The following is a 15,806-nucleotide window of genomic DNA, read 5'->3' on the forward strand; positions in this document are numbered from 1 at the left end:
ATACCGGCAACCGTATCGCCATGGATCAGACACTGTTGCGGGAGATTGAAATCTCACTGCGTCACCAGCACCCCTTTTCCCCCCCCCCCCCCCCCCCCTCCCCCTCCCCCCCCCCCCCCCCCCCCCCCCCCCCCCCACAGGGTTATAGGTAGCCATCTGCCCGCAACAGGGTTTCCAGGCAATGTTCAGTGATGTGGTAGAAATCCTTCAGCTCCTGGATCTTCGCCAGCAGCTGAGTCGGATCCACCGGTTCGGCGCGTTTGACCGCCAGGATCATCTTGTTCTTGTTGGTGTGGTCCAGTGAGATGAACTCGAACACCTTGGTTTCATAACCGCAGGCTTCGAGGAACAGCGCGCGCAGACTGTCGGTGACCATCTCCGCCTGCTGGCCCAGGTGCAAGCCATATTGCAGCATGGGCTTGAGCAGCGCCGGGCTCTGGATTTGCAGGCGGATCTGTTTGTGGCAGCACGGCGAGCACATGATGATCGACGCCCCGGAACGGATGCCGGTGTGAATCGCGTAATCGGTGGCGATGTCACAGGCGTGCAGCGCAATCATCACCTCCAGTTCGCTTGGCGCCACACTGCGCACGTCACCGCACTTGAACACCAGCCCCGGATGCTCAAGCTTGCCCGCCGCGGTGTTGCACAGGGTGACCATGTCTTCGCGCAGCTCCACACCGGTCACTTCGCCTTCGGCCTTCAAGGTGTTGCGCAGGTAGTCATGGATGGCAAAGGTCAGGTAGCCCTTTCCCGATCCGAAGTCCGCCACCCGCACCGGCTTGTCCAGCACCAGCGGCGATGACGTCAGCGCATGGCTGAACACCTCGATGAACTTGTTGATCTGTTTCCACTTGCGCGACATCGCCGGGATCAGCTCATGCTGCTTGTTGGTCACGCCAAGGTCGGCGAGAAATGGCCGACTCAAGTCGAGGTAACGGTTTTTCTCGCGGTTGTGCTCGGCGGACGGCGCTTCACGCAATTGCTGGGGCTTGCTCTTGAACAGTGAAGATTTGCCCTTTTTGCTGTATTCGAGCTGGGCTTCATCGGTTACAGACAACAAATGGGCATTTTTGAACGCCGCTGGCAACAACCCGGCAATGGTCGCCACACCGTCGACAAGCGGCAGGTTCTTAGTGATGTCGCGGGTTTTGTAGCGATAGACGAAGGACAGGCAAGACTGTGCCTTGACCGTCACCGGTTTAATGATGATCCGCTGCAGGTCCGTTTCATCGCCGACGTACTTGGCCAGCACCAATTTGATAAAGGCATTTTCATCGAGGCTGGTTTGCAGCAATTCGATGAACTGGGCGTGATGATCCGGCGCGGGGCTGGCGGAAGGAGCGGTGACAGACATGGAAAAACGGCCTCGGGCGGTGCGGATCAGAGAATGCCGAGTATTTTAGGGGGGATGAGGCTTTTGGGCACGGGCTTATTTTTGTCGCAGGTCCTGGTCACGCCGCCCAGGACCTGGTTACACCCGTTGTAACCTCAGGACTCCACCAATCGGAGTTTACGATTGGTTGGTGAATTGATGACATATTTGACAATCAGCCCTACAGGAACGGCCCATGTCAGTCCGCTGGCCGGGTCAGTGACAACGGCGACGGTTTCAGAGCTCGCGGCGATATCCAGACGTCGGCGATCGTTACTGGATTTGAGCCTGCCATAGGCATGGCTGACCAGTTTTTCCGCCAGATGCATGGGCACATCTACGCTTTCCAAATGCTTCACTGCGCGGCAAAACAACACCTGATCGTCAGTCAATCCGTTGCTTTCATGACGGATCAGGAATGCCTGGGCGATTGCCAACAGCTCCTCGTCCAACACCCCGTTTTCAGCAGATCCAGCCATGCTCATGACTCCAGTTGTGCATCCGTCGATGGAACACTCTGCGCAACAGGTTTTGCGGCGCGCCGCAAGTCAGGTCCGGCGCAGGGCAGATGCACCGCTGGGTTGGGCATTCCACTGGGGGAAAGTTCGTGGGTCATTTCAAATTCAGCCCGGACCGACCAGCCGCAGGCTTCCGACGTACATTGCAGATAGGCCACCCGCAGGAAAATATGCCGCCCCTCGCTGGTTCGGATGCGCATCCGGCTCAAGCAATGCGGACACACCATTTTGTAAGTACTCATGATTGTTTCCCGCTGGTCATCTGGTGGTAATCGATTTGATCAAACGCAATACTGCTTGAAACATTGATTGCGGTGCTCCGGCCTTGCAGGAAATGCCTGCCAGATAAAAGGAAGTGCAACGGGCAGATACGTAACAGGTATGAGGCAAGCTCGTAGGAAATCACCCTGATACCATTAGGAAGTTTCGACATCGTATTCTTCTGTCTCATAGTTGATGATTGATTACTTACAAGAAAAAAAGTACTCATTACGCATAAGTTATGCACTCAAAAAGAGTATGTCAAAAGGAAGAGGCTCAAATTGCGTAGCAAAAAATCACAAGACGTTTTGTCTCGACTCAAGCTAATTACCGACACAAAAACCGATGCATCCTTGTCTTCCGCACTGAAAATCAGTCCGCAAACACTCAGCAGCTGGAAGGGCCGCGACAGCACGCCATACTCATTATGCGTAGAAATTGCTGAAACTCGCGGTATCTCTCTCGACTGGTTGCTACTGGGTGAGGGACCGATCCTGCGTACGGTTTCAACCGACCCGCTCGAGGGCACTCAAGAAAGTACGACACGGGAAAACACCATTCTCGCGATGTGGCGATTGCTCGACGAAGATGACCGTTGCGCCATACAAAACGCCCTTGAGGAAAAACGCCGCTTGCGTGACATGGAACTCAAACTGTCGGAAATGGCTTCCATACTTTCATCACTTCAACACCCGAATGAAACTTGAAGTTGCGGATAGTCCGAAGTTCATGACTTCAAGGCGCGCCACAACACCACGATGCTTCCACCGCTGCGAACAATCATTGCGCACGTCAAAACACTCACGACGGCATGCCACACACTCACCGGCGCAAATGTCAGCAATACATCCATGCCAGCGACGCAAAACACTCCCCCACACAGGCTGGTCAATAGTCCGTCGCGCCAACAGTGATGCTCTTCGTCACGCTGATAACAGGCCAGCCTGAACGCACTCAGCAGGTGAGCAATGCCTGTTATAAGAATCAGAACGACCCTTTCATCCTCCATCACCCTCGCCCCCTGAAATGCCGAATGATTTCACCGAGACCGGCGCCATCGATCCACAGCATGATTTTGATGCTGATGGGAATAACGATCAGCGCACAGAGAAACGCTGTCACGCCCGAAGTCAGGAAGGGTGTGAGTTGCAGCGCAACAGGAGTAAAGAGATAACCGACGCCCGCCGACAGTAGCCAGGAACCGATTCGCTGCCAGGCTTTGAAGTTGCTGCGGGTGGTGGTAACCAGCCAGGCGCCGAGCGATGCGCCGAACAGCGCCTCACCGTCGATCGCAGGCAATGTCGCGAGACCCAATCCCAATAGAAGCCCGCTGATACTGCTGTATACCGAATCAGTCAGGTTCATGGGCACCCCGCACAGCGGTATCGCCAAGGGATATGACGCCCGATTCAATGGCCTTGAGCAACGCGGCACTGCGGGAACTGACGGCGAACTTGCGGCGGATATTGGAGAAATGAAAGTTGACCGTGGCTTCCGAGCAATTCTGAATCCGGGCAATTTCCCAGGATGTCTTGCCTTTCAGGCACCACAGTAAGGTTTGCGTTTCCTTTGCAGTCAGCCGTGCCGGCGGCGGGTTACCCTCGTCGTCGAGTGCTGAAGCGGAAAAGGAATCGAGCGATTGATGCGTTGGCATAAAAAGTCCCTCTACGTCAGAACGCCTGTCGCAAGGCGTTCGCTGTTAGAGGGATGTTGAAGACAACCTGGCCCCTGAACAACACGCGGTCGTTGTACCGTGGACGGCTACACAAACGCTCTGGATCAAGGCTTAGCCGAGTACCACCAACCGGTTCGGCAACTCGTTGCGAACATGCGTCACCGGCACATGCACCTTGAGCAACTCGCCACAGGCCTCGACGCAGCTGACGAAGCCTTTCAAGGTCTGCCCCTCCCGTACCTGCCGGGTGAACTCGGCGACAATCGCGTCCCAGTTCTTGTTGTCGAGGCGGCTGGAGATGCCTTCGTCCACCAGGATCTCCACGTAACGCTCGGCCTCGGAGACGAAAATCAGGATGCCGGTGCTGCCCACGGTGTGGTGCAGGTTTTGCTCGAGGAATTGCCGGCGCGCCAGGTTCGAGGCGCGCCAGTGACGCACCGAACGCGGGACCAGGTGGGTGGTGATTTTCGGCAGCCGGAACACCAGGCACAGTACGATGAAGCTGATCCATTGCACCAGCAACAGGCTGTGCAGGGTCAACCAACCAGTCAGGTAGTGCACGATACCCGGTACAACCAGCGCCAATAGACTGGCCCAGAGCAGCGGGATGTACGCATAGTCGTCGGCGCGGGCCGCAAGCACCGTCACCAGTTCCGCGTCGGTGTCGCGCTCGACCCGGGCAATCGCCTCGGCAACCTTGCGTTGTTCGTGTTCAGTCAGTAATGCCATGTCTTAAAACACTCATTCATTATTGTTCTATCACCAGCCGCCCGACGAACCGCCGCCCCCGAAACTGCCCCCACCGCCGCTGAAGCCTCCGCCGCCACCGCCGCCAAAACCTCCGCCGCCGAAGCCCCCACCGCCGAAACCGCCCGAGCCACCCGAGCCGCCGCGACCGGCGGGAAGAATACCGAGCATCTGGCAGACAAACACCGTCAGGATGAACAACAACAGCAAAAACACGAACAAGCCCGGATGCCGCGAGACGAAATCGTCACCGGGATCGCCGCTGGACTCATACACCGTCGACGGCTCGTCCAGGGGATTACCGCCCAGCACCACCAGCATCGCCGCCACACCGTCGCTGATGCCTTTGCCGTAATTGCCGGCCTTGAACGCCGGCGTTATCACTTGATTGATGATGACCGAGCTCTGCGCGTCAGTCAGGCGATCCTCCAGGCCATAACCGACTTCAATGCGCAATTTGCGCTCATCGCGGGCGACGATCAGCAACGCGCCGTTGTTCTTGTCTTTCTGGCCGATCCCCCAATAGCGGCCAAGCTGATAGCCGAAGTCGGCGATGTCGGTGCCCTGCAGGTCCGGCAAGGTCACTATCACAAGCTGCTCGCCGGTGGCTTTTTCATGGGCCTGTAGCTGTTGCGTCAGCTGCTCGCGCACCGATGGCTCGATCATTTGGGCGTTATCCACCACCCGCCCGGTCAACGCCGGAAACTTCAGTTCAGCCTGGACCGCCAGGGCAAACACCCACAACAACAGCACCAGGCCAGTTTTCAACACGCGCATGGGCGACCTCAGAATTTGACCTCAGGCGGCTTCTCCGAACCCGGCGTGGCCTCGAACGTCTCGCGAACCGGCAGGTTGCTGTACATCACCGTGTGCCACAGGCGACCGGGGAATGTACGGATTTCGGTGTTGTACTTCTGCACCGCCAGGATGAAATCGCGCCGGGCCACGCTGATCCGGTTCTCGGTGCCTTCGAGCTGGGATTGCAGGGCAAGGAAGTTCTGATTGGCCTTGAGGTCCGGGTAGCGTTCGGACACCACCATCAAGCGACTCAGGGCGCCACTGAGCTGATCCTGGGCCTGCTGGTACTGCTTGAGTTTCTCCGGGTTGTCCAGGGTGGAGGCGTCGACCTGGATCGACGTGGCCTTGGCCCGCGCCTCGATGACGGCAGTCAGGGTGTCTTTTTCATGGGCGGCATAACCCTTGACGGTCTCCACCAGGTTGGGAATCAGGTCGGCGCGGCGCTGATACTGATTCTGCACCTGACCCCAAGCGGCCTTGGCCTGCTCATCGAGGGTTGGGATATTGTTGATGCCGCAGGCGGTCAGCAGCGTGGCCATCACCAGCAACGTGGCGACTTGCAGCCGCGACCGGTAGGACTGTCGTGCATTCATCACAGTGATGCTCCCTTCACATTTCATGGAAAAAACAACCGGCGACCCTCTCGGCCGGCTCTTGGGGCATAATCGGCCGCGCCACTGGATTGCATCGGGGCAATGGGCTAAAAGATGCCCTGCGCAAAAAATCGCATCGGGCATTCGGCTGCCGTTTTTCGTAGCAGCCCCCGAACAACAATAGTCGCTCCCTAAATTTTGGCTGGCCGGCGTGACCATCGCCGCTTGGGCCCTTGAGAAAACTATTCATGAAGAAGCTGTGTTTGCTGGGCCTGCTCGTCAGCCTGGCCAGTCACCACGTATTGGCCGCTACGACTCCCCCGCCGCTGGAAAACAAGGACGCCTTCATCAGCAACCTGATGAAGCAAATGACCCTCGAAGAGAAAATCGGCCAGTTGCGCCTGATCAGCATCGGCCCGGAAATGCCCCGGGAGCTGATTCGCAAGGAAATCGCAGCCGGCAACATCGGCGGTACGTTCAACTCGATCACCCGTCCCGAAAACCGTCCGATGCAGGACGCGGCCATGCGCAGCCGGCTGAAGATCCCGATGTTCTTCGCCTATGACGTGATCCATGGCCACCGCACCATTTTCCCGATCCCGCTGGCCCTGGCGTCTAGCTGGGACATGGACGCCATCGGCCTGTCCGGGCGCATCGCCGCCAAGGAAGCCGCCGCCGACAGCCTCGACATCACCTTCGCGCCGATGGTCGACATCTCCCGCGATCCGCGCTGGGGCCGCACCTCCGAAGGCTTCGGCGAAGACACCTACCTGGTGTCGCGCATTGCCGGCGTGATGGTCAAGGCATTCCAGGGCGTAGGTGCCAACGCCGCCGACAGCATCATGGCCAGCGTCAAGCACTTCGCCTTGTACGGCGCAGTCGAGGGCGGTCGCGACTACAACGTGGTCGACATGAGCCCGGTCAAGATGTACCAGGACTACCTGCCACCGTACCGCGCCGCCATCGATGCCGGCGCCGGCGGGGTCATGGTCGCGCTGAACTCGATCAACGGCGTGCCGGCCACGGCCAACACCTGGCTGATGAACGACCTGTTGCGCAAGGAATGGGGCTTCAAGGGCCTGGCCGTCAGCGATCACGGCGCGATCTTCGAGCTGATCAAGCACGGCGTCGCGGCTGACGGTCGCGAAGCGGCGAAACTGGCGATCAAGGCCGGCATCCACATGAGCATGAACGACACCCTGTACGGCAAGGAACTGCCGGGGCTGTTGAAGTCCGGCGAAATCCAGCAGAGCGACATCGACAATGCCGTGCGTGCCGTGCTGGACGCCAAATACGACATGGGCCTGTTCAAGGACCCGTACCTGCGCATTGGCAAGGCCGAGGATGATCCGGTCGACACCTACGCCGATAGCCGCCTGCACCGCGCCGAGGCCCGTGATGTGGCGCGTCGCAGCCAGGTATTGCTGAAGAACAGCAACGAAACCCTGCCGCTGATGAAAACCGCGAAAATCGCCCTGGTCGGCCCGCTGGCCAAGGCGCCGATCGACATGATGGGCAGTTGGGCCGCCGCCGGCCGTCCGGCGCAATCGGTAACCCTGTTCGATGGCATGAGCAATGTGATCGGTGACAAGTCGAACCTGATCTACGCCCGTGGCGCCAATATCACCAGCGACAAACAGATCCTCGGTTACCTGAACTTCCTCAACTTCGATGCGCCGGAAGTGGTCGATGATCCGCGTCCGGCCAATGTGCTGATCGATGAAGCGGTGAAAGCAGCCAAGGACGCTGACGTGGTGGTCGCCGCCGTAGGCGAGTCCCGTGGCATGTCCCACGAATCGTCGAGCCGCACCGACCTGAACATTCCGGAAAACCAGCGAGAGCTGATCCGCGCCCTGAAAGCCACCGGTAAACCACTGGTGCTGGTGCTGATGAACGGCCGTCCATTGACGCTGCTCGACGAAAAGGAACAGGCCGACGCGATCCTGGAAACCTGGTTCACCGGCACCGAGGGCGGCAACGCCATCGCCGACGTGCTGTTCGGTGATTACAACCCGTCGGGCAAGCTGCCGATCAGCTTCCCGCGTTCGGTGGGCCAGATCCCGACCTACTACAACCACCTGACCATTGGCCGGCCGTTCACCCCGGGCAAACCGGGCAACTACACCTCGCAATACTTCGATGACACCACCGGTCCCCTGTTTCCGTTCGGCTACGGCTTGAGCTACACCGATTTCAACCTGAGCGACATGGCCCTGTCGTCGACCACGCTGAACAAGACCGGCAAGCTCGATGCCAGCGTTACAGTGAAGAACACCGGCAAGCGTGATGGCGAAACCGTGGTGCAGTTGTACATCCAGGACGTGGCTGGCTCGATGATTCGTCCGATCAAGGAACTGAAGAACTTCCAGAAAGTGCTGCTCAAGGCCGGCGAACAGAAAGTCGTGCACTTCACCATCACCGAGGATGACCTGAAGTTCTACAACGCCCAGCTCAAGTACGCGGCGGAGCCGGGCAAGTTCAACGTGCAGATCGGCCTGGATTCCAGTGACGTGACTCAGCAGAGCTTTGAGCTACTGTAATTCCAAGGCAATGCAGTAAACCTGTGGGAGGGGGGGGGGGGGGGGGGGGGGGGGGGGGGGGGGGGGGGGGGGGGGGGGAGAGGTAGGTTGGTGAAAGGGGGTTCCCCCCCCCCCCCCCCCCCCCCCCCCCCCCCCCCCCCCCCCCCCCCCCCCGCTCCCACAGTGTCTTTTGTTAGGCGACTATCCGCGCTTATCCAGCAGATTGACCACCAACCGATCCACCCATCCCCACACCCGCTGCTTGACCCGCCGCCACAGCGGCCGGCGTTGCCATTCCTCCAGGCTGACTTCCTGGCTCAGGGCGAAATCCCTTTCGAAACTTGCCACCACCGCCCGGGTCAGTCCGGGGTCCAGTGCTTCGAGATTGGCCTCCAAATTGAACCGCAGGTTCCAGTGATCGAAGTTGCACGAGCCGATGCTCACCCAATCATCGATCAGCACCATCTTCAGGTGCAGAAAGCAGGGCTGGTATTCGAAAATCTGCACACCAGCCTTGAGCAACCGCGGATAGTAGCGATGCCCGGCGTAACGTACCGAAGGGTGATCGGTGCGCGGCCCCGTCAGCAGCAAACGCACATCGACGCCTCGGGACGCCGCGCGGCGCAGTGAGCGACGGACCTTCCAGGTCGGCAAAAAGTACGGCGTGGCCAGCCAGATACGCCGCTGGCCGCTGTTCAAGGCGCGAATCAGTGATTGCAGGATGTCCCGGTGCTGACGGGCGTCGGCGTAGGCGACCCGGCCCATGCCCTCGCCCGTGGACGGCACGCGAGGCAGGCGCGGCAGGCCGAAATGCGAGGCGGGTTTCCAGGCGCGACGATGACGGTTGGCGATCCACTGGCGGTCGAACAGCAATTGCCAGTCGGTCACCAGCGGGCCGGTGATTTCCACCATCACTTCATGCCACTCGCTGACGTCTTCACCCGGCGTCCAGAACTCATCGGTCACGCCGGTGCCGCCGACTACGGCCAATGTTTGATCCACCAGCAACAACTTGCGGTGATCACGGTAGAAGTTGCCGACCCAGCGCCGCCAGCTCAGGCGATTGTAGAAACGCAGCTCGACCCCGGCGGCCATCAGGCGCTGGCGCAAGGTCAGGGTGAAGGCGAGACTACCGTAGTCATCGAACAGGCAGCGCACCCGTACACCGCGCTCGGCGGCCTGGACGAGCGCCTGCACCATCGCCTCGGCGCAGGCCCCCGCCTCGACCAGATACAACTCCAGTTCGACCTGCTCCTCAGCGCGGGCAATCGCCACCAGCATGCGCGGGAAAAACTGCGGGCCGTCGATCAACAGTTCGAAGTGATTGCCTTCACGCCAGGGAAAGATCGGGCCGGCCATGTCAGCGCGCCGTGAAAATCAGCACGGCACCCACCGGCACCGACAGGCTGATGGCCGACAGACCGGCGACCTTGCGCAACGTTTCCAGGCCTGGGGCCAGGTCGAAATCTTCGGCATTGATCACCAGCGGCTCCAAGGTCACCACCTGAAAGCGCCGGTCATCCAGACGCGTGGCGAGCAATTGGGCGTTGTAGCTGTGCTGTTTGCCATGCAAGTCGACGGTCAGCGGCAAGCGCAACTCCAGTTGCGCACCGGAGGCGAGGTCGTTGATCGGGCGCAGATCGATTTGGGTGGTGATCAAGGCTTCTGGAAATTTCTCGATCTCGAACAATTCCTTGCGCATGCGTTCATCACGCAACGGAATGCCGCTGTTGATCGAATCGAGCTCGACTTCCACCTGTGCCAGTCCCTTGGGATCGACCTTGCCGTGCAGCACCAGAAAGCGCTGCACTTCGGAAACATTGGCGTTTTTGGTGCTGACGAACGACAACCGCGAGGATTCGCCGTCCAGGTACCAATCGGCCCGGGCCGACAGGCTCGCGCCGGCCAACAGGAGGATGGCGAGGGTTTGAGAAACAGACCGCTTGAACATAGAGACTCGTGGGGGCAGATAAACCTGTGCTGAACCTTAACTGGCTTGTCACAAGTTGCAAACTTTCCGTTCCTCCCAACCTGCCTTTGTGGCGAGGGAGCTTGCTCCCGTTCGACTGCGCAGCAGACGCAAAAACCTGTGTATGTTTTCTGTCTGAAGAAATTCGTTGCTCGTTTTGGGAGCGCTTCGCACTCCAGCGGGAGCAAGCTCCCTCGCCACAAAATCCCCCTCGACTACCTCATCGCTTGCTGCACATCCCCAATGGTCGCCGCCAAGCTACTCAAGTGCAGGCTCAGCACCCGCTCCACCGGCGCCTCGTCCATCGGCCAATGCAGCGCCATGCTGCCGACCAGGCGGCCATCGGTACGGATCGGCAAGGCCACCGCGCGGATCAGAAATGGCAGGCGCACCGGGTATTCCCAGTGGCCTTCGGTGCGCTGGCCGAAACCCTGATGCAGCGATTGGTCGGTGACACGCAACAGGGATTCGTCACTGATTTGCTCACGGGCAGCCAGGCGTTCCACTTCATGACTTTGCAACTCGCCCAGGCAAGCGCGGCCCATGGCGGAATGAAACAGGCTGGCATTGTGACCGACGATCTGGCAGTTGTTCGGATAGCGTTTGCGCAACACCGTGGGGATCGCGCTTTCCATAACCTCCACCCGCTCGCCGTCGAAGCACGACAGATCCGCCACCAGCCCGGTGCGCTCGCTCAATTCCAGCAACAGCGGCGCGGCATTCTCCACCAGACGCCGCTTGAAGCGTTGCCGGCTGTCGCCAAACAGGCGCTTGGCGCATAACCGATAACGCCGGTCGCTCAAGCCACGATAGATCCAGCCCTGTTCCTGCAAGGTCAGCAACATGCGCGACACCGTGGCCTTGGGCAAAGTCGTCAGGTAGTGCAACTCCTCCAGGCCCAATGCCTGATGCTCGCCCAGCAATTCGACGATCGCCAAGGCGCGCTCCACGGATCGTACGCTGCCGGTTTCTGCCTTGCTGTCCATGAGATCGACCTCCCTATGTCCGGAATGGATGATCGTTTTTACAGCAAATTACGCGCCCGCGCGGAATGCTCAGACGCTTTGCAGACCAGCGGGTGGCCGGCGCTTGACCCATTGGGTCAACTGTTCATGGGCATAAGCCAGTTGCAGAACGGCGAGGTCGGCCTGGGCCGGGCCAATGATTTGCAGGCCCATCGGCAGCCCCGCCGGGTTGAAACCCACCGGCACGTTCATGCTCGGCAACCCGGCCAGGGTCGGCCCTATTACCACCTCCATCCAGCGGTGATAGGTGTCCATGGCCTGCCCGCCAACGACGCGCGGCCAAGGGGTGTGTGCATCAAAAGGGAACACTTGGGCGGTGGGCAACAGCAAAAAGTCGTAACGTTCGAACAACTCGCTCAACGCCCGGTACCACTCACTGCGACTGACCGAGGCCTGGTAAACATCCGCCGCCGTCAGGCGCAACCCGCCTTCGATTTCCCATCGGGCTTCAGGCTTGAGTTGTTCGCGCTTCTGCGGATCGGCGTACAACCCGCCAAGACTGCCCTGCACCAGCCAGTGGCGATGCACCAGCCAGGTCTGCCACAGGCGTTCCATGGAGAAATCCGGCTGGCAGGCTTCGACCTTGCAGCCCAGTGCCGCGAAGTCCTGCAGCGCCGACTCACACAGGCTCATCACCCCGGGGTCCATCGGCAGGTAGCCGTTGTAGTCGCCCAGCCAGCCGATCCGTACATCTTTGAAATCCTGGGCCAGCGGTTGGTGAAACACCTCCGGACTCTGAGCCAGCGACAACGGCACACGGGCGTCGTAACCAGCCTGGGTCCCGAGCAGGCGGGCAACATCGGTGACGGTACGGCCCATCGGCCCTTCGGTAGCCAGTTGCTGGACGAACACCTCTAGCGCCGGGCCGTGGGGCACGCGGCCCAGGGACGGTCGAAAACCGAAGACGTTGTTGAAGGCCGCCGGGTTGCGCAGCGAGCCCATCATGTCGCTGCCGTCGGCCACCGGCAGCATGCGCAAGGCCAGCGCCACCGCCGCCCCGCCGCTGCTGCCGCCAGCGACCAACGAGTGATCGTAGGCATTGGTGGTGGTACCAAACACCGTGTTGTAGGTCTGCGAGCCGAGGCCGAATTCAGGGACATTGGTCTTGCCGATGATGATCGCCCCGCTCTCGCGGACACGCGCCACACTGATAGCATCCTGTGTTGGCACTTGCTCGGCGAACAGCGGAGAGCCCATGGTCGTGTGTAAACCGGCAGTGGCCGCCAGATCCTTGATCGCCTGGGGCATGCCGTGCATCCAGCCACGGGACTGGCCCTGATCCAGTTGTCGGTCGCAGGCTTCGGCTTCTGCCAGCAGATCCTCAGCCGGACGCAGGGACACCAGCGCATTGACCTGCGGATTGAAGTGCTCGATATGCGCCAGGTATGCCTGCATCACTTCGCGACAGGAGACCTCCCGCGCGTGGATCGCTTGGGACAACGCATCGGCGTCCAGTTCAACAATCGGATGGATGCTCAAGGTTTCACTCCCAGTTCAAGTTCGAGGGATTTGCCAGCATGTGGTTTCTCCTGCATGCAGTAGGTACCCAACAGCGTCAGCAGGCAAGCGAACAACACGTAGAAGGATGGCGCCACCGGTGTCGCCAGTGCCTTGCTCAGCCAGGTGACGATCAAGGGGGCAAAACCGCCGAAGACCATGACCGCGACGTTATAGGCCACCGAGACCCCGGTGGAACGCACTTCGACGGGAAACTGTTCGGCCAGCGCCGTTGGTGCCGGGCCGAAGAAGCCGCCGATCGCACTGCACAGCAGCAATTGCATCACCAGTAGACGCTCCACCGAAGGCGCTGCCGCGACCCACACGTACAGCGGATAGACCATTAGGAAAAATGCCAGGGTGAACGCCATCAATACCGGACGGCGGCCGAGTCTGTCCGACAGCGCGCCGGACAACGGAATCACCACGGTCATCACGGCCACCGCAAGCATCTGCACCAGCAGCACCTGATCCAGCGGCAGCCCCAGATTCTTGTGGGCAAAGGTCGGCATGTTGACCAACACCACGTAGAACGACACGGTCGCGCCACAGGCCAGGCCCATGGACACCAGAATCGCCCGCCGATGCTCGCGGATTACTTGCAGCAAACCGGGGCTCGCGCCTTTGGCCTGTTTGCGCGCTTCGAGGAACTCCTCCGGCTCTTCCATGTGCTTGCGTATCCACAAGCCCACCGGGCCAATCAACAGACCGATCACGAATGGAATTCGCCAACCCCAGCTGTCCAGCGCCTCGGGGGACAGCAAATGCGTGAACAACGCGACCATTCCCGCCCCGGAAAACACTGCCAGGCATTGCCCGACCAATTGCCACGAACCGTACAAGCCTTTGCGGTGGGCCGGTGCGCTCTCTACCAGGAACGCCGTGGCGCTGGCGTACTCGCCGCCGGTGGCGAAACCTTGCAGCATCCGTGCAACCACGATCAACAACGGTGCGCCCATGCCGATGGCCGCGTAGTTCGGCGCAAAGGCGATCAGTGCGATGGACACGGTCATCAGGCGAATGATCATCTGCATTGCCGCCTTGCGACCTTTGCGGTCCGAATACATGCCCAACAAAATGCCACCCACCGGGCGCATGAAGAAACCGACGCCGAAGGTGGCCAGGGCCATCAGCAAGGAAGCGTATTCGTCGTCGGAAGGGAAAAACTGCCGGGCGATGATGCTGGCCAGAAAGCCGTAAACGATGAAGTCATACCATTCCAGCGCATTGCCGATCACGGCGGCGACCACCTGCCGGGTACGCGAAACGCCTGTGCTTGAAGTGTGCATGGGGAACTCTCCAAAAACCTGTTGGGTGTTAACGGGCGCGACTTAACGCGCCCGGTCCAGCGGCAGTAGAAAGTGAAGAAGTCAGGCCGGCTTGAGCCAGCTCTCGGCCAGCGCGCCCCAAAATGCCGCGCCGGTCAGTAGGATGTCGTCGTTAAAGTCGTAGGCCGGGTTGTGCACCATTGGTCGCGACACGCCGTTGCCGATGAACAGGTAGGCGCCGGGGCAGCGTTGCAGCATCCAGGCGAAGTCTTCGCTGCCCATGAGTTTGGCGGTGTTGCCGTCCACTGCGTCTTCGCCAACCAGTTCGACACCGACCTGACGGGCGAACTCGGTTTCGGCGGCGTGATTGACCAGTACCGGATAGGCCGGACGGTGTTCGATGGTCGAGCTGCAACCGAAGCTGCGGGCCTGGGATTCGATGATCGCGCGCACGCGCTCGAGAGTCTGTTCACGCACCTGGGCATTCAGCGCCCGCAGGCTTAAGCGCAGGATCGCCTGCTGTGGAATGACGTTGGCCGCTTCCCCGGCTTGCAACGCCCCCACCGTGACCACCGCCGCCTGCTGCGCATCGATATTGCGCGCGACCACGGTTTGCAGGGCCATGACCACACTGGCCGCCGCCACCAACGGATCCACCGCCAGATGCGGCATCGAGCCATGCCCCCCAACCCCTTCGATCGTCACGGTGAGCAGATCCTGCGATGCCATCATCGGGCCCGTGCGAAAGCCCAGATGCCCCGCGGGCAGGCCCGGCATGTTGTGCATGCCGAACAGCGCATCGCAGGGGAAACGTTCGAGCAAGCCGTCAGCGAGCATCGCTTCGGCGCCACCTTGCCCTTCTTCGGCCGGCTGGAAAATCAGGGTCAGGGTGCCGTCGAACTGACGAGTCGCCGCCAGGTAACGCGCCGCCCCCAGCAACATCGTGGTGTGACCGTCATGGCCGCAGGCATGCATGCAGCCTTGATGTCGGCTGCTGTAGGCCGCGCCGGTGTTTTCGATGATCGGCAGCGCATCCATGTCGGCGCGTATCCCGAGCTTGCGCGAGCCGTTGCCGTTGCGCAGCACGCCAACCACACCGGTTTTGCCGATGCCGGTGTGCACCTCGTAACCCCATTCTTCAAGGGATTTGGCCACAAGCGCCGAAGTACGGTTTTCCTCGAAGCCGAGTTCCGGGTGGGCATGGATGTCCTGGCGGGTGGCGTGCAGGTCGCTGGCCACGTCGTTGAGCCAGGCAAGGATGTGCTGATGTCGGGTCATGACGATTGTCCTCAGGCCGGGTGTATTCCCGTTCTTTTTGTTCGTGGCGATTTCGCGACACATCAAGGCAGGTCGCGCTCACCGCCAGATAACCGCGAGTCGCGGGCGAGGACAATCGAATCTGGTTCCACGGTGTGGAACCACGGAAACAGGGGCACCGAAATACCTGTAGGAGCGAGCATGCTCGCGATGGTCGCCAACGATAACGCGGGGGGGGCGGCGATAACAGGGGGTGGTGGGGTCGTCGTGAGCGGGGTTGGTCCTGAAGGTTGGGGATGTGGGG

At 60.4% G+C, this 15,806-nt stretch carries 16 protein-coding genes; 2 read left to right on the forward strand and 14 right to left on the reverse strand.

Annotation, left to right across the window (positions count from 1 at the left end; genetic code table 11):
• Nucleotides 1–142: 142 nt before the first annotated feature.
• The 3 genes from ACSFE6_RS27520 to ACSFE6_RS27530 all read right to left on the reverse strand — a co-directional run bounded on the left by ACSFE6_RS27520 (nt 143) and on the right by ACSFE6_RS27530 (nt 2,135).
• Nucleotides 143–1,357 (reverse strand): class I SAM-dependent methyltransferase, encoded by a 1,215-nt coding sequence (locus ACSFE6_RS27520; RefSeq protein ID WP_435430550.1) that lies wholly within the window; start codon nt 1,355–1,357, stop codon nt 143–145.
• Nucleotides 1,358–1,491: 134 nt separating this feature from the next.
• Nucleotides 1,492–1,854 carry a hypothetical protein gene (locus ACSFE6_RS27525; protein WP_435430551.1) on the reverse strand — a complete coding sequence of 121 codons (363 nt, stop codon included), beginning with the start codon at nt 1,852–1,854 and terminating at the stop codon, nt 1,492–1,494.
• A 2-nt stretch (nt 1,855–1,856) separates the two neighbouring features.
• Nucleotides 1,857–2,135: an ogr/Delta-like zinc finger family protein gene (locus ACSFE6_RS27530; protein WP_435430552.1), complete on the reverse strand. Its 279-nt coding sequence runs from the start codon at nt 2,133–2,135 to the stop codon at nt 1,857–1,859.
• 300 nt (nt 2,136–2,435) lie between these two features.
• Here ACSFE6_RS27530 and ACSFE6_RS27535 point away from each other — a divergent pair, with 300 nt between their 5' ends.
• Nucleotides 2,436–2,861 (forward strand): helix-turn-helix domain-containing protein, encoded by a 426-nt coding sequence (locus ACSFE6_RS27535; protein ID WP_435430553.1) that lies wholly within the window; start codon nt 2,436–2,438, stop codon nt 2,859–2,861.
• A gap of 301 nt (nt 2,862–3,162) precedes the next feature.
• On the opposite strand, the gene ACSFE6_RS27540 is transcribed toward ACSFE6_RS27535, so the two are convergent.
• From ACSFE6_RS27540 to ACSFE6_RS27560, 5 genes are all read right to left on the reverse strand, one after another.
• Complete coding sequence (locus tag ACSFE6_RS27540; RefSeq protein ID WP_435430554.1) at nt 3,163–3,519, reverse strand: putative holin; 357 nt, start codon at nt 3,517–3,519, stop codon at nt 3,163–3,165.
• Nucleotides 3,506–3,808, reverse strand: coding sequence for a helix-turn-helix domain-containing protein (locus tag ACSFE6_RS27545; RefSeq protein ID WP_435430555.1), 303 nt, complete (start codon nt 3,806–3,808; stop codon nt 3,506–3,508). The genes ACSFE6_RS27540 and ACSFE6_RS27545 overlap by 14 nt, the downstream gene beginning before the upstream one ends.
• Before the next feature lie 132 nt (nt 3,809–3,940).
• The gene (locus ACSFE6_RS27550; RefSeq protein ID WP_435430556.1) at nt 3,941–4,558 is read right to left on the reverse strand and encodes a TPM domain-containing protein; all 618 of its coding nucleotides are present in this window, start codon (nt 4,556–4,558) and stop codon (nt 3,941–3,943) included.
• Nucleotides 4,559–4,588: 30 nt separating this feature from the next.
• Nucleotides 4,589–5,353, reverse strand: a complete 765-nt coding sequence (locus ACSFE6_RS27555; protein WP_435430557.1) for a TPM domain-containing protein — start codon at nt 5,351–5,353, stop codon at nt 4,589–4,591.
• Nucleotides 5,354–5,361: 8 nt separating this feature from the next.
• Nucleotides 5,362–5,967, reverse strand: coding sequence for a LemA family protein (locus tag ACSFE6_RS27560; protein WP_435430558.1), 606 nt, complete (start codon nt 5,965–5,967; stop codon nt 5,362–5,364).
• Nucleotides 5,968–6,215: 248 nt separating this feature from the next.
• On the opposite strand from ACSFE6_RS27560, the gene bglX reads away from it, so the two are divergent.
• Nucleotides 6,216–8,507: a beta-glucosidase BglX gene (gene bglX / locus ACSFE6_RS27565; protein WP_435430559.1), complete on the forward strand. Its 2,292-nt coding sequence runs from the start codon at nt 6,216–6,218 to the stop codon at nt 8,505–8,507.
• Nucleotides 8,508–8,687: 180 nt separating this feature from the next.
• Here the strand turns inward: bglX and ACSFE6_RS27570 are convergent, their stop codons facing one another.
• From ACSFE6_RS27570 to ACSFE6_RS27595, 6 genes are all read right to left on the reverse strand, one after another.
• A complete protein-coding gene (locus ACSFE6_RS27570; protein ID WP_435430560.1) occupies nt 8,688–9,845 on the reverse strand; it encodes a phospholipase D-like domain-containing protein in 1,158 nt (385 codons plus the stop codon).
• Between the two features lies 1 nt (nt 9,846).
• Nucleotides 9,847–10,437 (reverse strand): YceI family protein, encoded by a 591-nt coding sequence (locus tag ACSFE6_RS27575; RefSeq protein ID WP_435430561.1) that lies wholly within the window; start codon nt 10,435–10,437, stop codon nt 9,847–9,849.
• A gap of 233 nt (nt 10,438–10,670) precedes the next feature.
• Nucleotides 10,671–11,441 (reverse strand): IclR family transcriptional regulator, encoded by a 771-nt coding sequence (locus tag ACSFE6_RS27580; RefSeq protein ID WP_435430562.1) that lies wholly within the window; start codon nt 11,439–11,441, stop codon nt 10,671–10,673.
• Nucleotides 11,442–11,510: 69 nt separating this feature from the next.
• A complete protein-coding gene (locus ACSFE6_RS27585) occupies nt 11,511–12,953 on the reverse strand; it encodes an amidase (protein ID WP_435430565.1) in 1,443 nt (480 codons plus the stop codon).
• 2 nt (nt 12,954–12,955) lie between these two features.
• Nucleotides 12,956–14,266, reverse strand: a complete 1,311-nt coding sequence (locus ACSFE6_RS27590) for a citrate-proton symporter (RefSeq protein ID WP_435430563.1) — start codon at nt 14,264–14,266, stop codon at nt 12,956–12,958.
• A gap of 81 nt (nt 14,267–14,347) precedes the next feature.
• Nucleotides 14,348–15,523, reverse strand: coding sequence for a M20 aminoacylase family protein (locus tag ACSFE6_RS27595; protein ID WP_435430564.1), 1,176 nt, complete (start codon nt 15,521–15,523; stop codon nt 14,348–14,350).
• Nucleotides 15,524–15,806 lie beyond the last annotated feature (283 nt).

The sequence above is a fragment of the Pseudomonas baetica genome (assembly GCF_051216495.1).
Lineage (GTDB): Bacteria > Pseudomonadota > Gammaproteobacteria > Pseudomonadales > Pseudomonadaceae > Aquipseudomonas > Aquipseudomonas baetica_B.

Excerpts from the sequence above, each read along its gene's own strand:
- ACSFE6_RS27520 (WP_435430550.1), bottom strand. The coding sequence starts at position 1,357 with ATGTCTGTCACCGCTCCTTCCGCCAGCCCCGCGCCGGATCATCACGCC.
- ACSFE6_RS27525 (WP_435430551.1), bottom strand. The coding sequence starts at position 1,854 with ATGGCTGGATCTGCTGAAAACGGGGTGTTGGACGAGGAGCTGTTGGCA.
- ACSFE6_RS27530 (WP_435430552.1), bottom strand. The coding sequence starts at position 2,135 with ATGAGTACTTACAAAATGGTGTGTCCGCATTGCTTGAGCCGGATGCGC.
- ACSFE6_RS27540 (WP_435430554.1), bottom strand. The coding sequence starts at position 3,519 with ATGAACCTGACTGATTCGGTATACAGCAGTATCAGCGGGCTTCTATTG.
- ACSFE6_RS27545 (WP_435430555.1), bottom strand. The coding sequence starts at position 3,808 with ATGCCAACGCATCAATCGCTCGATTCCTTTTCCGCTTCAGCACTCGAC.
- ACSFE6_RS27550 (WP_435430556.1), bottom strand. The coding sequence starts at position 4,558 with ATGGCATTACTGACTGAACACGAACAACGCAAGGTTGCCGAGGCGATT.
- ACSFE6_RS27555 (WP_435430557.1), bottom strand. The coding sequence starts at position 5,353 with ATGCGCGTGTTGAAAACTGGCCTGGTGCTGTTGTTGTGGGTGTTTGCC.
- ACSFE6_RS27560 (WP_435430558.1), bottom strand. The coding sequence starts at position 5,967 with ATGAATGCACGACAGTCCTACCGGTCGCGGCTGCAAGTCGCCACGTTG.
- bglX (WP_435430559.1), top strand. The coding sequence starts at position 6,216 with ATGAAGAAGCTGTGTTTGCTGGGCCTGCTCGTCAGCCTGGCCAGTCAC.
- ACSFE6_RS27570 (WP_435430560.1), bottom strand. The coding sequence starts at position 9,845 with ATGGCCGGCCCGATCTTTCCCTGGCGTGAAGGCAATCACTTCGAACTG.
- ACSFE6_RS27575 (WP_435430561.1), bottom strand. The coding sequence starts at position 10,437 with ATGTTCAAGCGGTCTGTTTCTCAAACCCTCGCCATCCTCCTGTTGGCC.
- ACSFE6_RS27580 (WP_435430562.1), bottom strand. The coding sequence starts at position 11,441 with ATGGACAGCAAGGCAGAAACCGGCAGCGTACGATCCGTGGAGCGCGCC.
- ACSFE6_RS27590 (WP_435430563.1), bottom strand. The coding sequence starts at position 14,266 with ATGCACACTTCAAGCACAGGCGTTTCGCGTACCCGGCAGGTGGTCGCC.
- ACSFE6_RS27595 (WP_435430564.1), bottom strand. The coding sequence starts at position 15,523 with ATGACCCGACATCAGCACATCCTTGCCTGGCTCAACGACGTGGCCAGC.